Source organism: Kosakonia sp. S42 (genome assembly GCF_016624785.1).
In the GTDB taxonomy this organism is placed as follows: domain Bacteria; phylum Pseudomonadota; class Gammaproteobacteria; order Enterobacterales; family Enterobacteriaceae; genus Kosakonia; species Kosakonia cowanii.
In genome coordinates this window covers 706,447-733,223 of sequence record NZ_JACVTW010000001.1, presented here as the reverse complement: position 1 = coordinate 733,223, position 26,777 = coordinate 706,447, and the positions used below count along the sequence as shown (strand labels likewise).

Annotated in this window: 20 protein-coding genes; 13 read left to right on the top strand and 7 right to left on the bottom strand. The window is 58.2% G+C overall.

Annotated features, from left to right (window positions below; genetic code table 11):
• Window positions 1-230: 230 nt before the first annotated feature.
• The 3 genes from IAE50_RS03455 to IAE50_RS03445 form a co-directional block, all read right to left on the bottom strand.
• Window positions 231-2,009: a thiamine pyrophosphate-requiring protein gene (locus IAE50_RS03455; RefSeq protein WP_094419868.1), complete on the bottom strand. Its 1,779-nt coding sequence runs from the start codon at window positions 2,007-2,009 to the stop codon at window positions 231-233.
• A 167-nt stretch (window positions 2,010-2,176) separates the two neighbouring features.
• Window positions 2,177-3,727, bottom strand: a complete 1,551-nt coding sequence (locus IAE50_RS03450) for a sensor domain-containing diguanylate cyclase (RefSeq protein WP_094419867.1) — start codon at window positions 3,725-3,727, stop codon at window positions 2,177-2,179.
• A gap of 85 nt (window positions 3,728-3,812) precedes the next feature.
• A complete protein-coding gene (locus IAE50_RS03445; RefSeq protein WP_200579559.1) occupies window positions 3,813-5,045 on the bottom strand; it encodes a diguanylate phosphodiesterase in 1,233 nt (410 codons plus the stop codon).
• A 476-nt stretch (window positions 5,046-5,521) separates the two neighbouring features.
• On the opposite strand from IAE50_RS03445, the gene IAE50_RS03440 reads away from it, so the two are divergent.
• The 12 genes from IAE50_RS03440 (at window position 5,522) to IAE50_RS03385 (ending at window position 21,052) form a co-directional block, all read left to right on the top strand.
• Complete coding sequence (locus IAE50_RS03440; RefSeq protein ID WP_200579574.1) at window positions 5,522-7,060, top strand: PAS domain-containing methyl-accepting chemotaxis protein; 1,539 nt, start codon at window positions 5,522-5,524, stop codon at window positions 7,058-7,060.
• A 54-nt stretch (window positions 7,061-7,114) separates the two neighbouring features.
• Entirely contained in the window at window positions 7,115-8,191 is a 1,077-nt protein-coding gene (locus IAE50_RS03435) for a mannuronate-specific alginate lyase (RefSeq protein ID WP_200579558.1), read from the top strand.
• Between the two features lie 179 nt (window positions 8,192-8,370).
• On the top strand, window positions 8,371-8,508 hold the full coding sequence (gene sra, locus IAE50_RS03430) for a stationary-phase-induced ribosome-associated protein (RefSeq protein WP_023478646.1): 138 nt from the start codon (window positions 8,371-8,373) through the stop codon (window positions 8,506-8,508).
• Window positions 8,509-8,766: 258 nt separating this feature from the next.
• Window positions 8,767-10,470 (top strand): NAD-dependent malic enzyme, encoded by a 1,704-nt coding sequence (locus IAE50_RS03425; protein ID WP_200579557.1) that lies wholly within the window; start codon window positions 8,767-8,769, stop codon window positions 10,468-10,470.
• A 306-nt stretch (window positions 10,471-10,776) separates the two neighbouring features.
• A complete protein-coding gene (locus tag IAE50_RS03420) occupies window positions 10,777-12,486 on the top strand; it encodes an ABC-F family ATP-binding cassette domain-containing protein (RefSeq protein WP_200579556.1) in 1,710 nt (569 codons plus the stop codon).
• 267 nt (window positions 12,487-12,753) lie between these two features.
• On the top strand, window positions 12,754-13,764 hold the full coding sequence (adhP, locus tag IAE50_RS03415) for an alcohol dehydrogenase AdhP (protein ID WP_200579555.1): 1,011 nt from the start codon (window positions 12,754-12,756) through the stop codon (window positions 13,762-13,764).
• A gap of 171 nt (window positions 13,765-13,935) precedes the next feature.
• Window positions 13,936-15,558, top strand: a complete 1,623-nt coding sequence (locus IAE50_RS03410) for a TIGR04028 family ABC transporter substrate-binding protein (protein WP_200579554.1) — start codon at window positions 13,936-13,938, stop codon at window positions 15,556-15,558.
• A gap of 10 nt (window positions 15,559-15,568) precedes the next feature.
• Window positions 15,569-16,513: an ABC transporter permease gene (locus IAE50_RS03405; protein ID WP_200579553.1), complete on the top strand. Its 945-nt coding sequence runs from the start codon at window positions 15,569-15,571 to the stop codon at window positions 16,511-16,513.
• Entirely contained in the window at window positions 16,510-17,361 is an 852-nt protein-coding gene (locus tag IAE50_RS03400; protein ID WP_042715343.1) for an ABC transporter permease, read from the top strand. Before IAE50_RS03405 ends, IAE50_RS03400 begins: the two co-directional genes overlap by 4 nt.
• Window positions 17,358-18,965 (top strand): ABC transporter ATP-binding protein, encoded by a 1,608-nt coding sequence (locus IAE50_RS03395; RefSeq protein WP_200579552.1) that lies wholly within the window; start codon window positions 17,358-17,360, stop codon window positions 18,963-18,965. The genes IAE50_RS03400 and IAE50_RS03395 overlap by 4 nt, the downstream gene beginning before the upstream one ends.
• Window positions 18,962-19,951, top strand: coding sequence for a putative FMN-dependent luciferase-like monooxygenase (locus tag IAE50_RS03390; protein ID WP_200579551.1), 990 nt, complete (start codon window positions 18,962-18,964; stop codon window positions 19,949-19,951). Before IAE50_RS03395 ends, IAE50_RS03390 begins: the two co-directional genes overlap by 4 nt.
• Before the next feature lie 9 nt (window positions 19,952-19,960).
• A complete protein-coding gene (locus IAE50_RS03385) occupies window positions 19,961-21,052 on the top strand; it encodes an alkylhydroperoxidase domain protein (RefSeq protein WP_200579550.1) in 1,092 nt (363 codons plus the stop codon).
• Between the two features lie 326 nt (window positions 21,053-21,378).
• Here IAE50_RS03385 and araJ read toward each other — a convergent pair whose 3' ends face one another.
• Together araJ and IAE50_RS03375 are read right to left on the bottom strand one after the other, a co-directional pair.
• Window positions 21,379-22,548, bottom strand: a complete 1,170-nt coding sequence (gene araJ, locus IAE50_RS03380; protein ID WP_200133504.1) for an MFS transporter AraJ — start codon at window positions 22,546-22,548, stop codon at window positions 21,379-21,381.
• Between the two features lie 118 nt (window positions 22,549-22,666).
• The gene (locus IAE50_RS03375) at window positions 22,667-23,578 is read right to left on the bottom strand and encodes a LysR family transcriptional regulator (RefSeq protein ID WP_200133503.1); all 912 of its coding nucleotides are present in this window, start codon (window positions 23,576-23,578) and stop codon (window positions 22,667-22,669) included.
• A gap of 108 nt (window positions 23,579-23,686) precedes the next feature.
• On the opposite strand from IAE50_RS03375, the gene IAE50_RS03370 reads away from it, so the two are divergent.
• Window positions 23,687-24,871 (top strand): MFS transporter, encoded by a 1,185-nt coding sequence (locus tag IAE50_RS03370; protein WP_200579549.1) that lies wholly within the window; start codon window positions 23,687-23,689, stop codon window positions 24,869-24,871.
• A gap of 365 nt (window positions 24,872-25,236) precedes the next feature.
• On the opposite strand, the gene fdnI is transcribed toward IAE50_RS03370, so the two are convergent.
• Together fdnI and fdxH are read right to left on the bottom strand one after the other, a co-directional pair.
• Window positions 25,237-25,893, bottom strand: coding sequence for a formate dehydrogenase-N subunit gamma (gene fdnI / locus IAE50_RS03365; RefSeq protein ID WP_200579548.1), 657 nt, complete (start codon window positions 25,891-25,893; stop codon window positions 25,237-25,239).
• On the bottom strand, window positions 25,886-26,770 hold the full coding sequence (gene fdxH / locus IAE50_RS03360) for a formate dehydrogenase subunit beta (protein WP_128482979.1): 885 nt from the start codon (window positions 26,768-26,770) through the stop codon (window positions 25,886-25,888). Before fdxH ends, fdnI begins: the two co-directional genes overlap by 8 nt.
• Window positions 26,771-26,777 lie beyond the last annotated feature (7 nt).

Genomic DNA, 26,777 nt, shown 5'->3' with positions numbered 1-26,777 from the left:
TAGGCCTGATAAGGCGGAGCCGCCATCAGGCATTGCTTGCCGGGTGGCGCTACGCTTACCCGGCCTACAACACCGCGTAGGCCTGGTAAGGCGAAGCCGCCATCAGGCATTGCTTGCCGGGTGGCGCTGCGCTTACCCGGCCTACTACACCGCGTAGGCCTGATAAGGCGAAGCCGCCATCAGGCAGTCTGGCAAAAGCCCGGTGAGTTCATTTTCACCGGGCTTTTTCATCACTTCTTATGGAACAACTGGCTGGCGGTATCGCTAATCACCTGCACGGCACCGCGATCTCCCTTCGCCATTGAGGCCATAAAGGCTTTCGCCTGCTTAAAGGTAATATGCGGCGGCAACGGCGCCACTTCCGGGTCCGTCTTCACCTCCAGCACCACCGGGCGGTCGGACTGCAACGCCTGCTGCCAGGCGGTTGAGAGCGCATCCGGGTTATCAACAAAAATCCCGCCCAGCCCCAGCGATTGCGCAAACTCGGCATAACGGACATCCGGCAGCTGCTGGGTCGCTTCAAAGCGCGGATTGCCCTCCATTACCCGCTGCTCCCAGGTTACCTGGTTAAGATCCTGATTATTGAAGACGCAAATCACCAGCCGCGGATTCGCCCACTGCTGCCAGTACTTCTGAATAGTGATCAGCTCTGCCATATTGTTCATCTGCATTGCCCCATCGCCCACCAGCGCGACAACCACCTTCTCCGGTGCGGCAAATTTCGCTGCAATCGCATATGGCACCGCCGCGCCCATACAGGCAAGCCCGCCGGAGAGCGACGCGCGCTGCCCCTGCTTAACGCGGTAATCGCGGGCAAACCAGTTGGCGCAGGAACCTGAATCGGAAGTGACAATCGCGTCATCCGGCAGCAGCGGAGACATCTCCCACACCACGCGCTGCGGGTTAACCGGGTTCGCCGGTGCCATCGCGCGCTGCTCCATCAGTTCCCACCAGCTCTGCACATTTTTCGCAATCGACTCCTGCCAGCTACGGTCTGTTTTCTGCTCCAGCAGCGGCAGCAAGGCGCGTAACGTCTCTGCTGAGTCGCCGTGGAGATTGACTTCGCAGGGATAGCGCAGCCCCAGCATTGCCGGGTCGATATCAATCTGCACGGCGCGGGCGCTGCCTTCTGCCGGCAAAAATTCGGTCCACGGGAAACCGCTGCCAATCATCAGCAGCGTGTCGCACTCCTGCATCAGTTTCCACGAGGGTTCGGTGCCAAGCAGACCAATCGAGCCGGTAACAAACGGCGCATCGTCGGGAAGGACATCTTTACCGAGCAGCGCTTTCGCCACGCCAGCACCCAGCACATTCGCCGCCTGCACCACTTCCACCGCTGCATTGCGTGCGCCAGCACCAATCAGGATGGCCACTTTTTTACCGGCATTCAGTACTTCAGCGGCACGCTGCAAATCGACCTGATGAGGAATAACGCGCGGGCGCTGATAGCCCGAGCCGGAGTGGGTAAAGCCGTGGGCATGTTGCGGAGCCTGCCAGGGTTCGTCCTGCACATCTTTCGGGATAATCACCACCCCGACGCCATTCTGCGCCATTGCCACGCGCACACCGCGATCCACCAGATGGCGCACCTGCGCAGGAGTCGCGGCTTCCTGGACAAAGTTGGCGACGTCGGAGAAGACGCGATCGAGATTCATCTCCTGCTGATAGCTCGCTCCGCGCGCGGTAGTCTCTGCCTGGCCGGCAATCGCCAGCACCGGGGCGTGATCCATTTTGGCGTCGTAGAGGCCGGTCAGCATATGGGTTGCCCCCGGGCCGCCGGTCGAGAGGCAGACGCCCAGCTCGCCGGTAAATTTTGCATGGCCAACCGCCATAAACGCCGCCATCTCTTCATGGCGAACCTGAATAAACTCAATGCCGTCGCCGGATTTATTCGCGCGCTGAATTGCCCCGAGCACGCCGTTGATGCCATCTCCGGGGTAACCATAAATACGTGTCACGCCCCACTCTTTCAGGCGCTGGACGAAGAAATCGCTGGTCTTCATGCTCATCGTGCTCTCTCCTTGCAGCTTCATTAGAAACATTAAGGGTAGTCGATGATGAATTTGCAGGTTGGGTAAGCATGCAGATCGCCTGATGGCGACTTCGTCTTATCAGGCCTACGGAGAATTGCAGTTGTAAGCCGGGTAAGCGCAGCGATACCCGGCAAGGGCTCATATCAGGAGGCGGAGAGCGCCCGGTCGCGCCCATCAATTTTCGCCTGATAGAGCGCCTTATCCGCCCCCTCTTTCAGGCGAATGGCATCATCATAATTTTGATCGGCAACCAGGCTATAACACCCGGCGCTGATGGTCACAATACTCTGCTGCGCGCTGGTCTTCACATGCGGGATCTGCGCATTACGCACCGCGGTCACCGCCTGACGGGCAACAAACAGCGCCGCTTCAGGGCCAGTATCCGGCAGAACAATCGCGAATTCCTCCCCGCCGTAGCGAGCAATCAAATCATTCGGCCTCAGTTTTAGCTTTTGCAGGATCTCACCCACCATCCGCAGACAGTTATCCCCGGCAACATGGCCGTAAAAATCGTTATAGCGCTTGAAGTAGTCGATATCGATCATGATCAATGCCACCGGTTTTTGCGTCAGCGCTGAGGCCTTCAGGCTTTTATTTAAAAAGAGATCGAACTGGCGACGGTTCGCAAGCCCCGTCAGCCCATCGGCCAGCGCCATCAATTGCAGCGTATGGTTGATACTGGTCAGCTCATCACGCAGCACCGCAAGCTCGGTCTGATTACGTACATTGAGCCGCACCTGGCGAAAAATAATCGACCCCATCAACAGGGTGCCGAGCAGCAGCATGCCGTTAAGCACCAGATCCGGCAGGCTCTCCTGCAACCACCTGTTCCACAGCGCCGGTCTGTCGTAACCGGCAGCGACCACCAGCGGATAGCGTTCAAGCCGGGCAAAGCCATAAGTGCGTTCAACGTGATCGAGCGCGGAGATCCAGGTACCGTTACCGCGATCTTTTCGCGCCAGCTCCCGGGTAAAGAGCGGGCTGGCAGAGAGATTGCGGTTAATGATCTCGTCACCATACGGGCGCACATAGAGCGCTGTGCCGTCAATATTCAGCAGCGCCAGCATGTCGCGCTGACCAAGCTCAAAGTAAGCATAAAAATGGCGGAAGTAGTCGATCCGCACCGTCGCCAGCAGGATACCTTCAAAGCCACCCGCTTTATCGCTGATGCGTAACGACACCGGGATCACTAAATCACCGGTAGTGCGGCTACGGATCACATGACCAATGTGCACGCCACCGTGCCCATTACGGCGGTGATAAACAAAATATTCGCGGTCGCTGTTGTTTGACATCACCGGGATTTTGCCAAACGACGTCGACTTCATATTGCCCTGAGCGTCATAGACCATCAGGCCATGCAGCTGCGGCAGGCGGGATTTCAGATCGGCGAGATAGATATCAAACTGTGGGGCGTTGATCTGGTCAACGTTCTCTACCGGCAGATTACGGCGAATGTCGCGCAGCACCAGCTCCGCCTGAAGAAAGGTATCTTCTGCTTGACGCGCCTGCGAGATCGACAGGTTAACCGCATCGCGCTCGATATCCTCGACCGCGCGCTCCCAGGAGCGGGTCAGCGTCCAGGTGGTGGTTGCCATCCCTGCCAGCAGCAGCGCCACGATAAAAAAGGTAATACTGCGCCCCAGAGAAGATTCGAGTGCCAGTTTCCGTGCGAGCTGCTTTTTAATTTTCATCCACGCTCCTTTGTCACATCCACTGTCGATACGTTAAGCATAGAAGTACGATGATCTATAAGCCAAACCGGTTAAGCGTTTCGTGCTATGAGGTTTTTTTATTGAGAGGAATACGCTCAGGCCAGTTAATCGCCGGCACACCATTCAGCAGCGGGCGGGCGAAGAGGAAGCCCTGAAAGCGCTCGACGCCAACGGCTTCAAGCCAGCACCACTCTTCCACCTTCTCCACCCCTTCCGCGACCACGCTAATTTGCAGCTCGGCGCAGCACTCGAGAATGGCTTTAACAATCGCCTGTTTCGGGCCATGAAGGTGAATATCGGTAACGATAGTGCGATCGATTTTCAGCTTATCGGGCTGAAACTTCGCCAGCAGCGACAGCCCGGCAAACCCTGAACCAAAGTCATCAATCGCCAGCCCAATCCCCGCCGCGCGCAGCTGGCGGATCGCCCAGGTGAACTCGTCATAGCTGGAGATCACCTCATCTTCCGTCACTTCGACAATAATCTGCCCGGGGCTGAGCTTATTGCGCGCAATGTGCCCAAGGAGCATATCCACTGCACCCGGGATCTTGACCAGCGACATCGGCAGCAGGTTAAGCGCAATTTTGTGGTTGCCGATGCCAATACGACGTGCCATCGCCAGCGCCCACGCTTTGGAGGCGAGATCCGCTTCGTGCAGTTTCTCCGGCGCAATGGTCGCGAAATAGTCCTGCGGGCTGCCGCCGTCGGGTCCGCGGATCAGCGCTTCCAGTGAAGAGATTTTGCCGCGCAGCGGTTCGATAATCGGCTGGAAGGCGAACTGACAGGGCTGCCCTTCGAGCATGGGCAGCGTCTCCTGGCTAAACGGCGACGCTTTGCGGGTAAAGCGCCACTCGTCGGGGGAAGTATTGCGCACGCCGCCGTTGTTATTTGCCGAGGAGATAAAATTGCGGATAAATTTGTAGGCCCGATCGCTGCTCGCCTGGTTGTAGCGCACCATGCCAAAGCGCAATACAGCGCGTAGCACCGCCGCAGGTTGCACCGTTCGCAGATCAAACAGCACCATGCCGCGATCGACAAAACGGCGGCGCGGCGCAAAGTCCCGCAGCAGTTCGACGATATTACCGTGGCGAATATCGTTGTTGATGCGTTCAAAAACGCTGTTAACCGACTCCAGCGGTCCTTCAAGAACCTGCAAAAAATACTCGCCGTCGAACAATAAGATACCCGTCACCTGCAACGTTGCGTTGCTGTGGTTTGCTCGCTCGACGATAGTAGTCAGTTGAGAGGGAATTAATGCCCGATTCAGTCGGCTACGGTATATCAAAGTCGCTAACACGCGATGCTACCCTCAAAATGCCCACAAAGAACCCGAATGGATGATGCCATCGCGGGAGTCTAGCAATATCCTGCCCATCCCGTTGGCTGAACAGAGGCCAATCTGTTAGCGTGATCGCAGATTAAAGTAACTTTATGGTACACATTCCTTCACGCACCCTTCGCAGCCCGATGTTAAAACCTCTTTTCCCCGCTGCGCTTTTTTGTCCCCTTTCCACATCGCCCGCCATCAATTTGGCTTAAGCATTTACTTAATGCTAGCTGATATTTCGCAGCCCATTTTTATTTTTCATAATAATAACAATTCTGCGCTTCACTCTTTAGCGCCACTTAAAAAATAATTAACCCAACTGCTTTTCGTGTCGCCTAAGTTAATGGAAAATGCCCGGGCAATAACAATAACGACATTTCATGAAGAAAATGACTATGCTCTTTGCGCTTGCGGCAATAGATGGCGCGATCCACCGTGGGGTTATTATGAAACGCAACACACCCGTTACACAAAACGAATATTTACTTAACGAAGACTCGACATTATTATCGACAACCGACACACAAAGCCATATCACTTATGCCAACACAGCATTTATTGAGGCCAGCGGTTTTACGGAAGAGCAGCTGAAAAGTCAGCCACACAATATTATTCGCCACCCGGACATGCCGCCCGCCGCCTTCGGCGATATGTGGTTTACCCTCCAGCAAGGCGACAGCTGGACCGGGATCGTCAAAAACCGCCGTCAAAATGGCGATCACTACTGGGTGCGCGCCAACGTCACGCCGGTCTACCAGCAAGGGAAATTAACCGGCTATATCTCTGTGCGTAATATTCCGGCACGCGAAGAGATTGACGCCAGCGCGGCGCTTTATCAGCGTGTTAATGAAAATAAAATTAAAGGTTATAAATTTTATAAAGGATTGCTGGTTCGCCGCGGTTTACTTTCATTTTTATCTTTATTTCAACGTATCAGTTCGGCCGGACGCATTTATTTCGGCATCATCCCCTCTGCTGCTCTGTTAGTGGTATTGCAATTCATCTATTTTAATGCCGTAGAAAAATCCGCAGCGGTGTTAATTATTTTCGCCCTGCTCACGCTCTTTTTGCAGCAGCAATTTTCCCGACCGCTGAAAATTGTGCTCGCGCAAATGCAGCGCGTCGTTTCCGGGCGCAAAGCCGATTACCAGCACTTTAATCGCGTCGATGAGATTGGGCTTCTGATGCGCCTGGTCAATCAGTCCGGGCTCAACCTCAACTCGCTGGTCGGCGATGTCTCAGCGCAAATTGCCGGCATTCGCGGGGTAAGCGAGCAGATCGCCCGCGAAGGCGACGCGTTGCACAGCCGCACGGCAGAAACCTCCGCCGACCTGCACCAGACGGCGGCAGCGGTTGAGGAGATTGCCAGTGCGGTGAAACAGACAGCGGAAACGGCGGCAGAGGCCATGAGCAGGGCAGATGAAACCAGCGCCGGCGCGGTGAAGAGCGGAGAAGCGATGAAACAGGCCATCGCGATGATGCAGGCAGTCTCGGCAGATAACAGCAAGATCGTCGATATTATCGGCGTTATCGACAGCATCGCCTTCCAGACCAATATTCTCGCCCTCAACGCTGCGGTGGAAGCCGCGCGCGCCGGTGAGGCAGGCCGCGGGTTTGCCGTGGTGGCCGCCGAGGTGCGTAATCTGGCTCAGCACTCCGCCTCGGCGGCGCGGCAGATCCAGACGCTGATTGAACACAACGTGGCAAATGTGAAAAGCGGCGTCGGTATGGTTGCCAGCACGGAGAGCCACCTGACGGCGATGATCGAGAATGTGGTCACCATGTCGACGATGATTAAAGAGATCGGTACCGCCACCCATGAACAGACGCAGGCGCTGGCGCTGATTAACGATTCGGTCTCCCGCGTGGGCGGCATGACGCAAAACAACAGCGGCATGGTTGACCATGTCACCCAGGCGGCGGAAAACCTCTCTGCACGCGCCGCGCGCCTGCATCGTGCGGTGCACGTTTTTGGCGGCAGCTGAAAAACAAACGGCCATGCTATAGTCCCCCTTCCAGTAGCGGAAGGAGAACGTAGCATGGTGTTTCTGCGCGCAGGGCTGATCTTTATCCTCTTTACAGCGGCAACCCACGCCGCCCACCTTATTCCCCCCGCAGGCTTTAGCCAGCCCCCGGCAACACATACGCTGGCTAAAACCGTCTCCTGCCCCGACGCACCACCGCCCTTTACCGGCGCACTCGATTTTCGCAGTAAATATGAAGGTTCAGACAGCGCCCGCGCCACGCTCAATCCGCAGGCGGAAGCGGCTTTCCACCAGCAAACTCGCGCCATCGCCGATATGGAAAAATTCGTCAGCGCGCAAATCACCGCCTGGCACCGCAGCGGCGATGCCCGCGATGTTTCCTGTGTTGTCACCGCGCTCAATCGCTGGGCTACGGCCGGGGCGCTGCTCGGCGAGGCGCGAAACCACACCGGCAAATCGATGCGCAAATGGGCGCTGGCCACCTTCTCATCAAGCTGGCTTCAGCTGCAATTTTCAGCAAGCCATCCGCTGAACGCCTGGCCCACGCAGACGCAAAACATCACCCGCTGGCTGGGCAAGATGGGGGATTTAACCGCCAGCGAATGGCGGGATTTGCCACAAAGCAAGGTCAATAATCACAGCTACTGGGCGGCCTGGGCGTTAATGGCAACCTCGGTAGCAACCGGGCGGCAGGATCTCTTTGACCAGTCCCTGGCGATCTACCGCACCGCTATGAACCAGATTGATGCCGACGGCTTTCTGCCTAATGAACTGCGTCGCCGCCAGCGGGCGCTGGCTTATCACAATTACGCCCTGCAACCGCTGGTGATGATCGCCCTTTTCGCCCGTGCCAACGGCGTCGATATGCCTCAGGAGAATAGGGCTGCGTTACAGCGGCTTGCCACGCAGGTGATTGCCGGGCTGGATAACCCGCAACCCTTCACCGACAGAAGCGGCGCTCAGCAGGATATGGCCTTTTTGCAGCACCCGACAAATCTTGCCTGGCTGGAGGCCTGGTGCCAGCTCTCAACCTGCGATAACGATCTGCGCGCGCGGCTCGCCAGCCTGCGACCACTGCAAAACAGGCGCCTCGGTGGGCCGCTGACGCTGCTAGTCGGGCCAAAAGCGTGATGTGGCGCACAGGTCAGCGAGACTGTTCTTAAAAGTGCCCATCAGGGTTGAGATTTGCGCAGCGATAGCCGAGGATAATCTTTCGGTATGGAAACATACCTTGCAATGATGTGATTGTATTTCGCCCGGCCATTTACCGGGCTTGTCCTTGAAACACGCAACTGGATTAAGGAGTAAGCATGAAATCGAACCGTCAGGCACGTCATCTTATGGGACTGGATTACAAAGTGTCGAACACCCGTAAGGTTGTCACCAAAGACAACAACGAGGAGACCGTTGTCTCCCACCGCTCCGGCCGTCATCGCCGCGCGGGTTAAGACCCACTCCCACACCACCCTGCGGGGTGGTGTTTATCCGGGCTTTACTCCGCGTTACTCCCTCTTCTCTTTTATGCCGCCAGCATCACATTTCAGCTCCTCACATGCCGCTTACCAGGAAAGTTGATAAAAATTCAATCAACGAATAGGTCAATCGGGAAGTATTTGCTCATTCAATGCTTTATAATTGCGCCCGCCGCTGTACCCGCGTGCGACCTCACCCCCCGTGCGCGCGTTCGTTTCTCAAGGAGCTGTTAGATGAATGCCAAACATAATAAGAATCGGTCACTGTATATCCCCTACGCAGGACCCGTGTTGCTCGAGTTTCCCCTGCTGAACAAAGGTAGCGCCTTCAGCGTTGAAGAGCGCAGCAGTTTCAACCTGCTGGGCCTGCTGCCGGAAGTGGTGGAAACCATTGAAGAGCAAGCCGAGCGCGCCTGGTTGCAGTATCAGGGCTTCAAGACCGATATCGATAAACACATTTACCTGCGTAACATTCAGGACACCAACGAAACCCTCTTCTACCGCCTCGTCGAAAATCATCTTGAAGAGATGATGCCGGTGATCTACACCCCGACGGTCGGCTGGGCGTGCGAACGCTTCTCAGATATCTACCGCCGCGCGCGCGGTGTGTTCATCTCCTGGCAAAACCGCGGCAGCATGGATGACATCCTGCAAAACGTGCCGAACCACAATATCAAAGTGATTGTGGTCACCGACGGCGAGCGCATCCTCGGCCTTGGCGACCAGGGCATTGGCGGGATGGGCATTCCTATCGGTAAGCTGTCGCTCTACACCTCCTGCGGCGGCATCAGCCCGGCTTACACCCTGCCAGTGGTGCTGGATGTCGGCACCAACAACCAGCAACTGCTCAACGATCCGCTCTATATGGGCTCGCGCCATCCGCGCATTACCGGCGATGAGTACTACGCCTTTGTGGATGAGTTCATCCAGGCGGTGAAACAGCGCTGGCCGGACGTGCTGTTGCAGTTCGAAGATTTCGCCCAGAAAAACGCCATGCCGCTGCTGAACCGCTACCGGGATGAGATCTGCTCCTTTAACGATGACATTCAGGGCACGGCCGCCGTCACCGTCGGGACACTGATTGCCGCCAGCCGCGCGGCGGGCAGCCAGCTCAGCGATCAGAAAATTGTCTTCCTCGGGGCCGGTTCCGCTGGCTGCGGTATCGCCGAGCAGATCATCGCCCAGACCCAGCGTGAAGGCCTTAGCGAAGAAGCCGCGCGCCAGAAAGTCTTTATGGTTGACCGTTTCGGCCTGCTGACCGACGGCATGCCAAACCTGCTGCCGTTCCAGACCGGATTAGTCCAGAAGCGCGAAAACCTGCAAAACTGGGATATCAACGTGCAGAACGAAGCGATCTCCCTGCTTGATGTGGTGCGCAACGTGAAGCCGGATATCCTGATTGGCGTCTCAGGCCAGACCGGGCTGTTCACGGAGGAGATTATCCGTGAGATGCACAAACACTGCCCGCGCCCGATCGTAATGCCGCTCTCCAACCCGACTTCGCGGGTGGAAGCAACGCCGCAGGACATCATCAGTTGGACCAACGGCATGGCGCTGGTTGCCACCGGCAGCCCGTTTGCCCCGGTGCAGTTTCAGGATAAAGTCTTCCCGATTGCCCAGTGCAACAACGCCTATATCTTCCCGGGCATTGGCCTTGGTGTGATCTCCTCCGGCGCGTCGCGTATCACTGACGATATGCTGATGGCGGCAAGTGAAACGCTGGCCGAGTACTCGCCGCTGCTGCTGAATGGCGAAGGGCTGGTGCTGCCGGAACTGAAAGATATTCAGGTGGTGTCGCGCGCGATTGCCTTTGCCGTTGGCAAAATGGCGCAGCAGCAAGGCGTGGCGGTGAAAACCTCCCCGGAAGCGCTGAAGCAGGCCATTGATGACAACTTCTGGGAGCCGCAGTACCGCAACTATCGCCGTACCTCGATTTAACTCTCCCCGCAACCCGGAGCACGCTGCTCCGGGTTTTTTGTTGCTGGTAAATCATTCACTTCCTCGCTAAACTCCTTTTCACCCATCAACTTACTGAATATAAAAAAGGAGGCTACCTATGCTGTATTGTGAATTGTTTGACTTTTCACATGCATTTGGCGATCGCGCCAGCTCAAGCGTTACCGGTATCGTGCTGCGATAACCTCTGCTTGAGCGAAGCATAACTCTCCCTTCCCTCGGGCTTACCGGGTTGTCGTCAGCGATGTTTGACGAGGCGTTTTCACGCCTGTAACTCTTGAGTAAGCAATGAGCACACTACTATCTGCACAATCAATCCGTGTTGAGACCGCCTTCGGTCCGCTGTTTTCTGACCTCTCCTTTACCCTGAAAAAGGGCGATCGCCTTGGGCTTATTGGCGACAATGGCTGCGGCAAAAGTACCCTGCTGAAGGTGCTTGATGGCACGATCTCCCCGCTTTCCGGTATGGTGACACAGGCGCATCACTGCCTGCTGGCGCGCGTGGAGCAACACCTCCCCGATGAACTGTTGTCAATGACGCTGCTCGATGCGGTACTGGCGCAGCTCCCCTCTGCTGAACGGGAAACCCAGCGCTGGCGCGCAGAATCGCTGCTCGCCACGATGGGGTTGAACGAGCAGGAGATTGCCTTAACGGCGGCGACGCTGAGCGGCGGGCAACACACCCGCCTGCTGCTGGCGCGGGCGCTGATCCGCGAACCCGACCTGCTGTTACTGGATGAGCCAGGCAACCACCTTGATCTACCCACTCTGCTGTGGCTGGAGCAGTTTCTGCAAAGCTGGTCCGGCAGTTTTGTGATGGTCTCCCACGACGCCGCGCTGCTGGATGCCGTCACCAACGGCACGTGGATCCTGCGCGACCATACGCTGCACGGTTTCGCCTTGCCCTGCACTCTGGCGCGCAAAGCGCTTGAGGAGCGGGATGAGAGCGATGCCCTGCGCCACAAAGCGGAGCAGAAGGAGATTGACCGTGTGACCGCCAGCGCCAAACGGCTGGCGACATGGGGTCGCGTCTACGACAACGAAGATCTGGCGCGTAAAGCAAAACAGATGGCACGCCAGGTGGATCGCCTGAAAGCGAGCCAGACGGAGCTGACCGACGGCAGCCAGTGGCGGCTGGCGCTGCATGGCGAACCCTTAGCGGCTGACCGCTTGCTGGAGATGGAGAACCTGGCGGTCTCCCCCGCGCCGGGGTTGCCTGCGCTGTTCCGCATCCCGCTTGCCCGCCTGAAAAGCGGCGATCGGGTGGCGGTGCTCGGGCGTAACGGCTGCGGGAAATCCTCCCTGCTGAGGCTTATCTGGCAGGTTTACCACCAGCCGGAACATGAGGCTCTGCGCCTGCATCCGCGGCTGCATGCCGGGTATTACGATCAGAGCCTGCACCAGTTGCCGGACGAGTCGACCCTGTTCGACGCGCTGGAGCCTTTCGCCCCGGCGCCCGGTGACAGGAAAATGGCCTTGATCAGCGCCGGTTTTGCCTTTTCTCGTCACGGCCAGCGTGTGGCAACACTCAGCGGCGGCGAGCGCTCGCGGCTGCTCTTTGTCGGGCTGTCGCTGGCGCGCTTTAACCTGCTGATGCTCGATGAGCCGACCAACCACCTTGATATGGCGGGCAAAGAGGCGCTGGCGCAGGCGTTAACGCAGTTCAGCGGCGGCGTGCTGCTGGTGAGCCACGACCGGCAGTTGATAAGCCAGAGCTGTAACCGTTTCTGGCTGGTGGAAGATGGCGAACTGAGCGAGTGGCATGATGCCGACGCGGTATTTGCCCGTCTGCGCGAACGCGCTGGCTCGCCGGTTGCGGCGGTTAACACGCAATCCTGCGCCGCTGCGGCACCGGACGATGATGACGCTCTGCTGGAGCGGCTAATCGATCTGGAAACGCGGCTGGAGGAGGATCTGGCGCGTAAAGAGAAGCATCAAAAACCTCACTTGCAGGCGCAGTGGCGCGACGAGATCGCCCGTCTTCGCTTGCTGTTGTAGCCGTTTTATCTCTCCTTCAAAGGCACCGTAAGGTGCCTTTTTTCATATTTCCCACATATTCATGACATCTTTGCAGCACGTTTTGTAACCACATTAACTGTTTGATTACTCGCCATTTACCCTACCTGATATAAGGGTAATGGCGGCAAAGTATGTCATTCTGTTGCCAGGCTATTGAATCCCTTTCCTAAACCATTAACTCTTAAGGGGTATTGAGGGATGAGGCGATAGCGCTTCACCGTTCTTTTGCCAGCAAGGAGATTAAAGATGAAAGCTGCCGTTGTTACTCAGGATCACCAGGTTGCTATTGCAGAGAAGACGCTGCGCCCGCTGAAACATGGCGAAGCGCTGCTGAAAATGGAGTGTTGCGGCGTATGCCACACCGATCTGCATGTTAAAAATGGTGATTTTGGCGACAAGACCGGGGTGATCCTCGGTCATGAAGGGATTGGCATCGTCACGGAGATTGCCGAAGGCGTCACCTCGCTGAAACCAGGCGATCGCGCCTCTGTTGCGTGGTTCTTCCAGGGCTGCGGCCACTGTGAATATTGCAACAGCGGCAATGAAACCCTGTGCCGCGAAGTGGTCAACGCCGGTTACACTGCCGATGGAGGTATGGCGCAGGAGTGCATTGTGGTAGCGGATTACGCGGTAAAAGTGCCGGACGGCCTCGGCTCCGCGGAAGCCAGCAGCATCACCTGTGCGGGTGTCACCACCTATAAAGCGGTGAAGGTGTCACAGATTAAGCCGGGCCAGTGGATCGCGATTTATGGCCTGGGCGGCCTCGGCAACCTGGCGTTGCAGTACGCGAAAAATGTCTTCAATGCCAAAGTGATCGCCATTGATGTGAATGACGAGCAGCTTAAGCTTGCCGCCAGCATGGGCGCCGATCTGACCATCAACTCGCGCAGCGAAGATGCGGCGAAAGTGGTGCAGGAGAAAACCGGCGGCGCGCATGCGGCCGTAGTTACCGCCGTGGCGAAAGCGGCCTTTAACTCAGCGGTCGACGCCGTTCGCGCCGGTGGACGCGTGATCGCCGTTGGTCTGCCGCCGGAAGCGATGAGCCTCGATATTCCGCGCCTGGTGCTGGACGGCATCCAGGTGGTGGGTTCGCTGGTCGGTACCCGTCAGGATCTTACCGAAGCCTTCCAGTTTGCCGCCGAAGGGAAAGTGGTGCCGAAAGTGGCGCTGCGCCCGCTGGAAGATATCAACGCCATCTTTAAAGAGATGGAGCAGGGCCAGATCCGTGGCCGTATGGTGATCGACTTACGTCATTGATCGCGCACGGTGCAGGGTGTTCGCGCCCTGCACCGCTCTTACGCTTGCCTCCCCATCCCCGCTGTTTTGCGCTTTTCTGAAAAGCTTATCTCATTTCCTTTGTTCCCTTGTTCTGACGCTCCCCGGATGATGAAGGCGACGTTAAAACAAGAGATAACAAAGGAATTCACCATGCGCTTCCCTTTTCGTAGACCGCTGTTAGCGGCGTTGATCGCGGCTGCTCCGTTGCTGAGCCAGGCAGCGCAAACGCCGGTTAAAGGCGGCACGCTGATCTATCTTGAGCAGCAGGCACACACCAACCTCTACCCCCCGGCGGGCGGTTTCTACCCGAATGGCGGCATCCTCAATCAAATTACCGACAAACTCACCTGGCAGAACCCCAAAACACTGGAGGTGGAGCCGTGGATCGCCGAAAGCTGGAGCAGCAACGCCGACAAAACGGAGTACACCTTCAAAATTCGTCCCGGCGTGACCTTCTCCGATGGCACGCCGCTGGATGCGGCAGCGGTGGCGAAAAACTTCGATACCTACGGGCTGGGGAATAAAGCGCAGCGCCTGCCGGTCTCAGAGGTGATCAACAACTACGACCACAGTGAAGTGATCGATGCGCACACCGTGAAGTTCTACTTTAAAAAGCCCTCGCCGGGGTTCCTGCAGGGAACGGCGACCATCGGATCCGGGCTGGTCTCCCTTAGCACGCTGCAACGCAGCTTCGATTCGCTGGGCGACGCCCGGCATATTATTGGCTCCGGGCCGTTTGTGGTCAGCGATGAGAAACTCGGCCGTGAAGTGACCCTCACGGCGCGTAAAGATTACCGCTGGGGGCCGAAAAATATCGCTCAGCAAGGCCCGGCCAATCTCGACGGCATAAAAATCATTGTCACGCCGGAAGATAGCGTGCGCATTGGCGCGCTGCTGGCAGGCCAGGCCGGGTTTATCCGCCAGGTTCAGGCCTACGACGAGAAGCAGGCCATCGACCAGGGCTTTACCATCTATGCGGCGCCGACGCGCGGCGTTAATGACAGCCTCAGTTTCCGCCCGGACAACCCGCTGGTCGCCGACCTGCGCGTACGTCAGGCGCTGCTGCATGCCACCAATGCAAAGCAGGTGGTTGAAACCCTCTTCTCCCGCAACTATCCGCAGGCCACCTCGGTGATCGCGGCCTCCGCCGCCGGGTATGTCAACCTCAGCGACAAACTGGCGTTTGACCCGGCAAAAGCTAACCAGCTGCTTGATGAAGCAGGCTGGAAAACTGGCGCGGACGGCGTGCGTGCAAAAGAGGGCCAGCGGCTGGCGCTGACGGTGTATGAGTCGCTGCCGCAGCCGCAAAACAAAGAGGTGCTGCAACTGGTGGCGCAACAGTGGAAACAGGTCGGCGTGGCTCTGAGCGTAAAAGCAGGCGATGCCGGCAGCCGCACGCTGGATAACCTCGACCCGCTGAAAACGCCCTTAACCGTTTCTGAAGTGGGCCGCGCCGACCCGGACGTGGTGAAAAGTATGTTCTTCCCGGCCAACCGCGATGCGCTGCTGCAAAAAGGCGGCTCCAGCGACAAAGTGAAGAATTTCCGCGACGACCAGCTTAATGACAAGCTGACGGCGATTTCAGCCGAAGTTGACCCGCAAAAACGGCTGCAACTCACCGGCGATGCGCAGCGCTATCTTCTCGATAACGCGTATGTGATCCCTATCTTTGAAGAGCCGCAGGTGTTTGCCGGTGCGCCATCGGTGAAAGGCGTTGCCTTTGAAGCCGTCGGACGCCCCTCATTCTATGGCGCCTGGATCGAGAAAGAATAAGGGGATCGCGATGAGCCACTATCTGCTGCGACGCGTCGGGCAAGGGCTGCTGGTATTATGGGCCGCCTTTACCCTCTCCTTTTTTCTGCTCCAGGTGCTGCCCGGCGATGCGGTACTGATTAAATTTCAGAACCCGGATCTGGGCCTCAGCCCGGCGCAAATCGAGGAGATGCGGGTTGCTTACGGCGCGGATAGCCCGCTGTGGCAGCAATATTTCCACACGCTGTTTGCCATGCTGCGCGGCGATGTTGGTTACTCCGTACAGGCCGGGGTGCCGGTGAGCGAGCTGATCGCCAGTAACCTGCCCGACACCCTGACACTGGCGCTGCCCGCCTTCTTACTGGCGGCGGTGCTGGCCTTTACGCTGGCGGTCGCCTCGCGCTTACCGGCGCTGCGCTGGCTGAGCAACGTGTTCCAGTCCCTGCCGGTGCTCTTTATCTCGCTGCCGACCTTCTGGCTCGGCATCGCCCTTATTCAGCTTTTTTCCTTCCAGCTGCGGCTGATTCCGGTGATTAACCCGACGCCGCTACAGGGGCTGATCCTGCCGATTATCACCGTGGCGATCCCGATCTCCGCGCCGCTGGCGCAGATCCTGATGCGCAGCATCGATCAGGTGTCGGTTCAGCCCTTTGTCGGCGTGGCGCGGGCAAAAGGGATGAGCGAAACCGGCGTGTTATGGCGGCATGTGCTGGGCAACGCCCTGCTGCCGGTGCTCAATATCGCCGGTTTGCTGCTCGGCGAACTGATTGCTGGCGCGTTGATCACCGAAACCGTGTTTGGTCGTGCCGGGCTGGGCCAGCTTACGCAGCAGGCGGTCAATAATCAGGATATTGCGGTGCTACAGGCGGTAGTGATGATCTCCGCACTCGGCTTTGTGCTGATCAATCTGTTGGTAGATTTACTGATGCCGTGGTTTGACCCGCGGTTGCAAACGGTCACCGGAGGCGCGTCATGAGTCTGGTTGATTATGCGGCGGCGGCCCAAAAACGCACACCGCTACGCAGCCCGTTGCGCTGGCAACCGGGCTTATGGCTTGCGTGGCTGGTTCTCATTGCGGCGCTGCTGGCCGCCTTTTTCCCTGCGCTGTTCACCGGCTGGAACCCGGAAGAAGGCATCGCCGGTGCGCAGCGGCTTGCGCCGCAGGCCGGGCACTGGCTCGGCACCGACCAGTTGGGTCGCGATCTCTATGCCCGGATTGTTTATGGTGCCAGGCACTCGCTCTCCGCCGCGCTGGCCGCCGTCACCATGGGGCTGGTGGTGGGCACGCTGATCGGTGTGCTGGCCGGCGCGTTTGCCGGTCGGGTGGAGTCGATCCTGATGCGTCTGGTGGATGTGCTGCTCGCCATCCCGTCCCTGCTCTTATCCCTGACGGTGATCATTTTGCTGGGCTTCGGAACGGTGAATGCGGCCATCGCTGTCGGCGTCGCCTCTGTTGCCAGCTTCGCGCGGCTCGCACGCGGCGAAGTGGTGCGCGTTCGCCACACCGATTATGTCGAAGCGGCCTGGGGCAGCGGCGGCACCTTCTGGACAGTGGTGTGGCGGCATATTTTGCCCAATTCGCTTACCGCCGTGGTGGCCTTTGCCACCCTGCAGTTTGGTCAGGCCATCCTGGCGCTCTCGACCCTTAGCTTTCTGGGTTACGGTACCCCGCCGCCGGTACCGGAGTGGGGATTGCTGATCGCCGAAGGGCGCAACTACTTATCTACCGCCTGGTGGCTGACGACCTTCCCGGGGCTGGTGGTGATCATGGTGGTGCTGGCCGTCAACCGCATCAGTCGTCAGCTCAGTGGAGGCCACGCATGACGCTTCTGTCCGTAGAAAATCTGACCCTCAGCTACCGCACCGGGCAGGCATGGCGTGAAGTGGTGCATAACGTCAGCTTCAGCCTGAAGCGCGGCGAGATGCTGGCATTTGTCGGTGAATCCGGCTCGGGGAAAACCACCACCGCGCAGGCGATCATTGGCCTGCTGGCGGAGAATGCCCGCCGCGATCGGGGCGAGATCGTGCTCAATGGCGAAACCATCAGCCACTGGTCGGCGAAGCGTCTCGACAGCCTGCGCGGCGCGCGCATAAGCCTGGTGCCGCAGGATCCGGGTAACGCCCTCAATCCGGTAAAAACTATTGGCGAGCAGGTCGGCGAAGTGCTGCGCCTGCACCGCCACCTGAGCGCTGCCGAGCGCAACGCGCAGGTGCTCTCGCTGTTGCAAAAAGTGGGGCTGAGTCACCCGGAGCAGCGCATGGCGCAATATCCTCATCAGCTCTCCGGCGGTATGAAGCAGCGTGTGTTGATTGCCATCGCCATTGCGCTGCAACCGGAAGTGATTATTGCCGATGAGCCGACCAGCGCCCTCGACGTCACGGTACAAAAACGGATCCTCGATCTGCTGGACACGCTGCGGCGCGAATCGGGCACTGCAGTGCTGTTTGTCACCCATGACCTGGCACTGGCCGCCGAACGCGCCGACCGGTTGCTGGTGTTTCGCAATGGTGAGATCCAGGAGCACGGGGATACCAGCGTTGTCCTTCGCGCACCGCGCCACCCTTATACGCGACAGTTGCTCAGCGATGTACGCGGCGAGGCGCTGACCATCGCCCCGGTGTCCGGCGATCCTCTCGCCCCCCCGGCGATTCGCCTGCAGGGGATCGCAAAACAGTTTTCGCTGGGCAAAGGCCATACTTTGCAGGCGCTGGAGGCGGTAAGTTTTGAGGTACGCCGCGGCAGCACCCATGCGCTGGTGGGCGAATCCGGCTCCGGAAAAACCACCCTGGCGCGTATTCTGCTTGGTTTCGAGCAGGCGGACAGCGGAACGGTGGTGATTAACGGCAGTGACGTGACGCACCTGAACCGCGAGGCGCGACGCCAGCTGCGACGCGAGATCCAGTTCGTTTATCAGAACCCCTTCGCCTCGCTCGATCCACGCCAGACGCTGTTTGAAATCATCGAAGAGCCGCTGAAAAATTTCGCGCCGGTGGATAAAGCGACACGCAGAACGCGGGTCGAGGCGGTCGCCGGTCGGGTTGCCTTACCCGTTGAACTTCTGAGCCGCCGCGCCCGTGAACTCTCTGGCGGGCAGCGCCAGCGTGTGGCGATTGCGCGCGCCTTGATTCTGGAGCCCTCCATTCTGGTGCTGGATGAAGCCACCTCCGCGCTGGATGTGACGGTGCAGGCGCAGATCCTCGCCCTGCTTCAACAACTTCAGCAGCAACTGGGGCTGACCTATCTGTTTATCACCCATGACCTGGCGACGGTACGGCGTATCGGGCACAGCTTCACGGTACTGCGCAACGGTCGCGTGGTTGAGCACGGCAGCGTCGAGGCGCTGTTTGCCGCACCGCAGGATGCTTACACCCGCGAGCTTATTGACGCCATTCCCCATTTTCAACCCGCTACGGAGGAGTTCGCATGACGCGAAAACGCCTGGGCTTTTTTACCCGTCTACTGGATAACGCGCCGCCCAAAGAGCGCTATCGCCTGGCGACAGAGCAGATCCGCCACGCTGAGCGTCACGGCTTTGACAGTGCGTGGATCGCCCAGCACCACTTTCATGAGCATGAGGGTGGATTACCCTCGCCGCTGCTTTTCCTCGCCCATGCCGCGGCGCATACGCAGACCATTCGCCTCGGTACGGCGATCATCACCCTGCCGCTGGAAAATCCGCTGCGCGTGGCGGAGGACGCGGCGGTACTGGACTTGCTGGCGGACGGGCGGCTGGAAGTCGGCTTTGGTTCCGGCGGCACGCCGACATCGTTTCTGCCATTTGGCCTGACGATTGATCAACGTGCCGCGGTATTTGAAGAGTCACTGCATCTGATTCAGAGCGCCTGGCGCGGCGATTCGCTCGCCCATCCGGATAATCACCTTTACCCGCCGGCACCACAACTGACGGAGCGGGTCTGGATCGCGACCTTTTCCATTGAGGGCGCGGTGCGTGCCGCACGGGCCGGGCACGGTTTGATGCTCTCGCGCACGCAGCCGCGCCCTGCTGATAAACCTGGCTCAAGGCTGGATGAGATTCAGAATCCGATAGTCGATGCCTATCTTGATGCCCTGCCAGCTGGCGTTGCGCCGCGCATTCTCGCCTCCCGCACCGCGTTTGTTGCTGATACCACTGCGTATGCGCTTCAGGTCGCCACGCCGGGTTTGACCCGTCAGGCAGAGCAGCATCGCGCCGCAGGTCATGCCCTTATCGGTGACAACGTCACGGATTATATCCAGCAGTTCGACGCGCATATTGGCGATCCGCAGACCGTTCTCGCCTCGCTCCGGCAGGATTCCGTGCTGCTTCGTGCCACGGATATCTCTTTCCAGGTGCACTCGGTGGAGCCTTCCCATCCGGACACGCTGCGTTCTATTGAACTGATTGCCGGGCATATTGCGCCGCATATTTTATAAGGAGTCACCATGAGCTTACGTCACGACATTCTCGCCGATCTTGCCGGGATTGCCCCGTCATCTGCCCTCGCCGCCGCCCGCCAGACCCGCGAGGCAGCAACGCGACATGCGCAAGGCAGCTACGACGCACTTTTTACCACCCATGATGAAACCTTTTCTGCCGAGGCGCGCTTTAGCGTGGCGGCCAAGGTGGCGAAATGGCATAACGCGGACGATCTCGCCGCGCACTATGCGGGCCTGGGTCTGACCGATCCGACGTCAGCACAGCTGGCACCCGCGATTGAGTTTGCGCGCCTGCTCACCTTCTCGCCGGTTAAAGCGACGCCGGAGGCGCTAAACAGCCTGCAGGCCGCGGGCTGGAGTGCGGAAAATATCGTTACGCTGGCGCAACTGATCGCCTTTGTCAGTTTTCAGAGCCGCCTGCTTGCCGGGCTGCGTCTCCTGAATGGCAAGCCGGTATTGCATAATGACGCCCCTGTTGTCGCAGGCAGCTGGCACACAAACGCGCAAACGCGAAGCGGCAAAGCGGCGCCGGTGCGTTTCACGCAGCAGGAGTTGGGCTGGGAGCCATGGATCGCCGCAAAACCGCTGGAAGAGTTCAGTGTGGATGAGCAGGCCGTTCTCGCCAGGTTTGGCCACAGCAATTCTGACTATTTTCGTCTGCTGGGGCGCAACCTGCCGGTGCTTGAGCAGCGCACGCTGACGGATAAAGGGATCTTTTATACGCCCGGTGGGCTGCCGCGTGCCGAGCGCGAACTGGCCGCGACGGTCGCAAGTAAGGTGAATGGCTGTATCTACTGCGCCTCAGTACACGCACGCAAAACCAGTCAGTTATCAAAGGAGGATAACGCCGTAGAGACGTTGTTGGCGGTGGCGCCAGGCAGCGCGTTGCATGAGGGGCAATCAGCACGCTGGCAGGCGGAAATTGACGCCGCCGCCGCGCTCTCCGTGACCCCGCCAGCGCTGACCAGTGACCATATATCACGCCTTGAAAGCGAGGGGCTGGATACGCTTGAGCAGCTGGATCTTATTCAGTCCACCGCCTTTTTTGCCTGGGCCAATCGGCTGATGTTAACCCTGGGCGAACCGTTCCTGCCGTAGAATCGTTCCTGCCGTAGCTTCGTGTCGGATGGCGCTGCGCTTATCCGACCTACGAAACCCCGCAACCTTTTATCTCCCGTAGGCCGGATAAGGCAAAGCCGCCATCCGGCATTTCATCACCGAACATCGCCCACCCAAACCTGCACCCGTAGGCCGGATAAGGCAAAGCCGCCATCCGGCGTTTTATCACCGAGCCTCACCCATTCAAACCAGCACCCGCAGGCCGGATAAGGCGAAGCCGCCATCCGGCGTTTCATCACCGAGCATCGCCCACCCAAACCAGCACCCGTAGGCCGGATAAGGCAGAGCCGCCATCCGGCGTTGCGTTACACTGTCACCACTTCTGCCTGGTGTCTGGTGATGCGACGGTTATAAATCAGCAGCGAGGTAAGCGCGGCAAAGGTCAGCACCGCCGCTGGCAGCGCCAGATAGTTATAGCTAAAGCCAAAAGCAATAATCAGCCCGCCAAACCAGGCTCCCACAGCGTTACCGAAATTAAACGCCATCTGCCCACCTGCGGCACCCAGCATTTCGCCACCCTTCGCATTTTGCAGCAGCATGATTTGCAGCGGCGCAGAGAGCGCAAATAGCCCGGCACAGCAGATAAAGCCCAACGAGAGCGCCCCCGCTTTGCTATCGCCGAGGAAGAATAGCGCCACCATCGCCAGCATGATCACCAGTTCGGTCGCTGCCGCAATGCGTATCGGGCTGAATCGCGCCGACACTCTGCCGCTGAACATGTTCCCCAGCACCATTCCCAGCCCCATCAGCATCATAATCAGCGTCATGGCATTTTGTGAAAAGCCGGAGACGCTCACCATAAAGGGTTTCACGTAACTGAACCAGGCAAACACCCCGGCATTGCCGAACATGGTAGCGGCGAAGATCAGCCACGGCTCCGGTTTCTTCAGAAAGTGAAACTGCTCGCTCAGGCGGGTCGGCGCAGTGTCATACAGGCTCGGCACCCAGAAAATGACCGACACCATCACCAGTACAAAGAAGAGCGAGATCAGCACAAAGGTGTAGCGCCAGCTAAAGAGATGGCCGATCCACGTACCGAGTGGAATACCGATCAGGTTAGCGACGGTCATCCCGGCGATCATCCCGGCCACCGCCATCGTCACTTTGCCCGGCGGCGCGATTTTCGAGAGGATAATGGCACCGACGCCAAAGATAGCGCCGTGTGGAAAACCCGAGATTAACCGACCAATCACCAGCATCGGATATGCGCTGGAGAAGGTGAAAATCGTATTGCCGACAAAGCAGAGCGCCACCAGAAAGAGCAGCACATTTTTCAGCGAGAAGCGGTTGGAGAACATCGCCATGATCGGCGCGCCAATCACCACACCCGCTGCATAGGCAGAAATCATATGCCCCGCAGACGGAATCGAGATCCCCACGTTATTCGCAAGCTCGGTCAACACGCCCATAATACCGAACTCAGCCATCCCAAGACCAAAGGTCGCAAGTGCCAACGAAAAAACCGTTTTTTTCATACCACTAACCACTTGTTAAAAGTTTGCGACGGGCATTATTGACCATTCGCGTAAGGCAGACCAGTTGAAACCCGTCCGCTGACGTTTTAATCCATGAATACAGTTTTTCTGCCCCTGCTTAATCTGCGGGGCTTTGCAGCCCCTGCTGCAGAAAATCAATCAACGCCCGCGTTTTGACCGGCAGATAGCGGCGGCTTGAGTAGATGGCAACCAGACGCAGCGGCGCTGCTGCCTGCGGGAAAACGATCTCTACCAGACGCCCCTCATTAATCGGCTGCTGGCAGGCCTGTTTTGACAGGATGGCGAATCCCACTCCTGCAAGCGCAGCTTTGAAGGCCATCTCACCACTGTTGACGCGGTAATGCCCTTTCACGTTGACCACCTCATGCTTACCCGCGGCATCGACAAATTGCCAGGCCGCGCCATTCAGCGCGCTGACGGTGGTAATGCAGGGTAAGTTTTCAAACTGGCGGATGGAAACCGGCAGGCCGAAGCGTTCAATTAGCGCAGGCGCAGCCACAATGGTGCAGGGAAACGTCGCCAGTGGCCGGGCAATGTAATCGCTGTCATCCAGATCTCCACGGGTGACGATAACGGCGAGATCCACCTCTTCGCGCAGGGATTCGAAGCCGGAGAGATTGGTTATGCAGCTGATCTCCAGTTCCGGGTAACGGCAGGCGAAATCCGCCAGCAGATCGCCGAGCAGCGCTGGCCCCATCTCGCTCGGAATGCAAATGCGTAGCGGACCCTTTAGCTGCACCTGCCGCGACATCAACTCCGCCTCCGTCTGCTCCAGCGACTCAAGCAGCGGCTTTGAGCGCGTATAGAGAAGCTGCCCGGACGGCGTCAGCTTCCGGTGCCGGGTTGTGCGCTCAATAAGCTGCACGTTGAGCATCTCTTCAAGCCGGGCAACCGTCCGGCTGACGTTCGATGTCGGCATGGTCAGCGCCTTCGCCGCCGCCACAAAACTTCCTTTATCCACCACCGCACAGAAGATCTTCAACGCGGTAAAATCCAGCCCTGTCCGCATATTTATCCCATTTTTGATAACAATGACGGTCACTTTTACCGTCTTATTCTCAAAAGTGCCAGGTATTAGAGTGCCTGTTCCTCTTTTTTACAGGTTTACTCGTTACTTATGTCACAACAAAACGCCTCCCGGATGCTTACCAGCATGGCCATCGTTGTCTCCTTTATCCAGTTCGCTAACGCGCTGGAATATATGGCCTTCAATCCAATATTCGCCTTTATGGCCCCGTCCTTTGCAGTGCCGCTCGCCTTCTCCGGCTATGTCTCTGCGGCCTACACCTTCGCCGCGATGTTCTCTGGAGCGATCGCGTTCTACTTCATCGGCGCAATCAATCAGCAGCGCTTTTTAATCGGCAATATGGCGCTGCTGTGCATATTGACTCTTATGACGACACTCACCACCCACTTTGGCGTGCTGCTGGCGCTGCGCTTTTTTGCCGGGCTGGTCGGCGGCACGACAATGGGGGTGGCGACCAGCCTGCTGATCAACGCCGCACCAGCGCAGCTACGCGGCAAGATGGTGTCGACGGTGATCGCCGCGTTTTCCATGATCAGCATTGTCGGCATGCCAGCGGTGCTGTTTATCTGCTCCCGCTGGGGGTGGAAAACCTCACTGCTCTCAATCAGCGCCTGCTGCCTTGTGGCGCTGGTGCTGACTGTGTGCGTCATTCCCGCCCAGCAGGGCTGCTCAGGCCCACGCCAGAAGATCACCCTTGATGCGCAGACGCTGCTCTTCGCCTCCGGCAATGCGCTGGTACAGTTCAGCCCAATGCTGCTCATTCCTGTACTGGTGCCGCTGTTGCAGCTGCTTGGCGCAACGGTCACGGAGCTTGCCTGGCTCTTTTTTGCCGGTGGTATCGCCGGGTATCTCGCGACCCGGTTTACCGGCCTGCTCACGCAACGCTATACCGCCCTGGCGCTGGCGCTGACCTCCAGCGCCCTGTTCGTTGCCAGCCTGCTGATCCCCGCACTGCACTGCTCTAATGCCTGGCTTTTTATGGTGCTGTTTCTCTCAGGGGCCTATAGCCGCCTGGTCTCCTCATCGGTGCTCACCCTGCAGTTCCCGGATAATGCGCAACGCGCGGGATTTGGCTCCTTGCAAACGGCGCTGATGCATCTCGCCACCACCGCCGCATTTTCACTCTCTTCGTGGCTGCTCTCCGCCAGAGCGCTGACCCTCGAGGCCCTTAAGCCATTACTGATAGTTTGCGCCCTCAGCGCCCTTCTGTTTCCTCTGCTGGTGCCGCTGTTGCAGAGGAAGCTGGCCTTGCGTAGCGCAGTGTCGCACCCATAACAAAAAGCGCCCGGCACGCTCTTCGCCGGGCGCCATCATCGTCATAACGCCGCGCGCCGTCACCAGGAAAACCAAAGGGAATGCAGGATTCTGGAAGATGCCTCGCAAAGATTTTCACCGTTTGCATGGCGTTGCTTTATTCAGGAAGCGACCTCGCAATTTCGGCATAAGCCTGAAGAAAGGACGTTGTTTGCATGATGGCGGATTGCTAATTTTCGCTGCACAAAACCAGGGAGGAGATGATGGGAATGGATGGAGAAAAGAGAAGATTATGTTGCGTTGAGTCGCGCGGCAAAACGGGAGTAAAGCGCGACGGGGTGCAGCTAAAAAACCGCTCCGGACAGGATGCCGGAGCGGTAAACGCATTACTTAATGCCTTCCGTACTCTCTTTTTTCGCTTCGAGACGTTCGACGTCGCGATACCAGCGCGGATGGTGCTTCATCGCCCAGCGGCGGCTCACTTTGCCCTCGATCATGCCTTTGATCGAGCCTTTGACCCAGAAAGCCATATACATATGGATCAGGATGGCGTGGATCAAAATAATCGCCGAGGTCGCGTGCAGCAGCAGGCTGTAGCGAATGACCTGTATCGGAAAGTAGTGGGCAAAATACGGGCGCCAGATCACCACACCGGTGACCAGCAGCACGGTCGTCATGCTCATAATGGTCCAGAACATCATCTTCTGCCCGGCATTATACTTGCCGACCTTCGCCACTTTGTGCTCGTTGCCCTTCAGTACCTCAACGATATTTTTCACCCACGGCCAGTCCTTCTTGTCCGGGATGTTGTGATGCACGAAGCGCACGAACATAAACATCAGCGCCAGGAAGATCACCACACCGAAGAAGGGATGCAGAATGCGCCCCATCTGTGGTGTACCGAAGGTTTCCGTCAGCCACTGCAGCGTCGGAAAGAAGAAGGAGATGCCGGAGAGCGCCACCAGAAAGAAGCAGATCACCACCGTCCAGTGACAGGCGCGGTCGATAAATTTAGTCCGCACAATCATTTTCGACTTACTCATGATGATCGTCCTCTTCGTCATCCACCTCTTTATTGGGGCCGATGCCAATGTAGTGGTAAATCAGCCCGGCGAACGTGGCAAGGAAGCCTGCCGCCGACAGCGGTTTCAATACCCCTTTCCACAGCCCGACCGCCGTGTCGATATGCGGATCGTTGGGCAGTTCGTGATAGAGCGCTGGCTTATCGGCATGATGCAGCACATACATCACATGGGTGCCGCCCACGCCCTGCGGATTGTAGATACCCGCATTGCTGTAACCGCGCGCTTTCAGCTTCTCAACGCGCTGCTCGCCAAGCTCCAGCATCTCCCTTTTGGTGCCGAAATGAATAGCGCCAGTCGGGCAGGTCTTCACGCAGGCGGGCTCCTGGCCGACGCTGACGCGATCGACGCAGAGCGTACATTTATAGACCCGGTTATCCTCTTTACTGAGGCGCGGGACATTAAATGGACACCCGGCGATGCAGTAGCCGCAGCCGATGCAGTTCTCCTGCTGGAAGTCGACGATACCGTTCGCGTACTGAATGATTGCGCCGGCAGAGGGGCACGCCTTCAGGCAGCCTGGCTCCGCGCAGTGCATGCAGCCATCTTTGCGGATCAGCCACTCCAGCTTGCCGTTCTGCTCGGTTTCGCTAAAGCGCATCACCGTCCAGGATTTGGCGCTGAGATCGGCGGGGTTGTCATAGACCCCGACGCAGTGCCCTACCTCGTCGCGAATATCGTTCCACTCCGAGCAGGCCACCTGGCAGGCTTTGCAGCCCACACAGGTGGAGACATCGATGAGTTTGGCAACCTCCGCTTTATAGTCTCGCGCCTTTGGCGGCGGCGTGACAGGGTTGGTCGCAGAGCGTTTAATAATGTCCTGAGTTTCCATAGCCATAATGTCG

Coding starts and splice junctions, on each gene's coding strand:
- IAE50_RS03455 (WP_094419868.1), bottom strand. CDS start 2,009: ATGAGCATGAAGACCAGCGATTTCTTCGTCCAGCGCCTGAAAGAGTGG.
- IAE50_RS03450 (WP_094419867.1), bottom strand. CDS start 3,727: ATGAAAATTAAAAAGCAGCTCGCACGGAAACTGGCACTCGAATCTTCT.
- IAE50_RS03440 (WP_200579574.1), top strand. CDS start 5,522: ATGAAACGCAACACACCCGTTACACAAAACGAATATTTACTTAACGAA.
- IAE50_RS03435 (WP_200579558.1), top strand. CDS start 7,115: ATGGTGTTTCTGCGCGCAGGGCTGATCTTTATCCTCTTTACAGCGGCA.
- sra (WP_023478646.1), top strand. CDS start 8,371: ATGAAATCGAACCGTCAGGCACGTCATCTTATGGGACTGGATTACAAA.
- IAE50_RS03425 (WP_200579557.1), top strand. CDS start 8,767: ATGAATGCCAAACATAATAAGAATCGGTCACTGTATATCCCCTACGCA.
- IAE50_RS03420 (WP_200579556.1), top strand. CDS start 10,777: ATGAGCACACTACTATCTGCACAATCAATCCGTGTTGAGACCGCCTTC.
- adhP (WP_200579555.1), top strand. CDS start 12,754: ATGAAAGCTGCCGTTGTTACTCAGGATCACCAGGTTGCTATTGCAGAG.
- IAE50_RS03410 (WP_200579554.1), top strand. CDS start 13,936: ATGCGCTTCCCTTTTCGTAGACCGCTGTTAGCGGCGTTGATCGCGGCT.
- IAE50_RS03405 (WP_200579553.1), top strand. CDS start 15,569: ATGAGCCACTATCTGCTGCGACGCGTCGGGCAAGGGCTGCTGGTATTA.
- IAE50_RS03400 (WP_042715343.1), top strand. CDS start 16,510: ATGAGTCTGGTTGATTATGCGGCGGCGGCCCAAAAACGCACACCGCTA.
- IAE50_RS03395 (WP_200579552.1), top strand. CDS start 17,358: ATGACGCTTCTGTCCGTAGAAAATCTGACCCTCAGCTACCGCACCGGG.
- IAE50_RS03390 (WP_200579551.1), top strand. CDS start 18,962: ATGACGCGAAAACGCCTGGGCTTTTTTACCCGTCTACTGGATAACGCG.
- IAE50_RS03385 (WP_200579550.1), top strand. CDS start 19,961: ATGAGCTTACGTCACGACATTCTCGCCGATCTTGCCGGGATTGCCCCG.
- araJ (WP_200133504.1), bottom strand. CDS start 22,548: ATGAAAAAAACGGTTTTTTCGTTGGCACTTGCGACCTTTGGTCTTGGG.
- IAE50_RS03375 (WP_200133503.1), bottom strand. CDS start 23,578: ATGCGGACAGGGCTGGATTTTACCGCGTTGAAGATCTTCTGTGCGGTG.
- IAE50_RS03370 (WP_200579549.1), top strand. CDS start 23,687: ATGTCACAACAAAACGCCTCCCGGATGCTTACCAGCATGGCCATCGTT.
- fdnI (WP_200579548.1), bottom strand. CDS start 25,893: ATGAGTAAGTCGAAAATGATTGTGCGGACTAAATTTATCGACCGCGCC.
- fdxH (WP_128482979.1), bottom strand. CDS start 26,770: ATGGCTATGGAAACTCAGGACATTATTAAACGCTCTGCGACCAACCCT.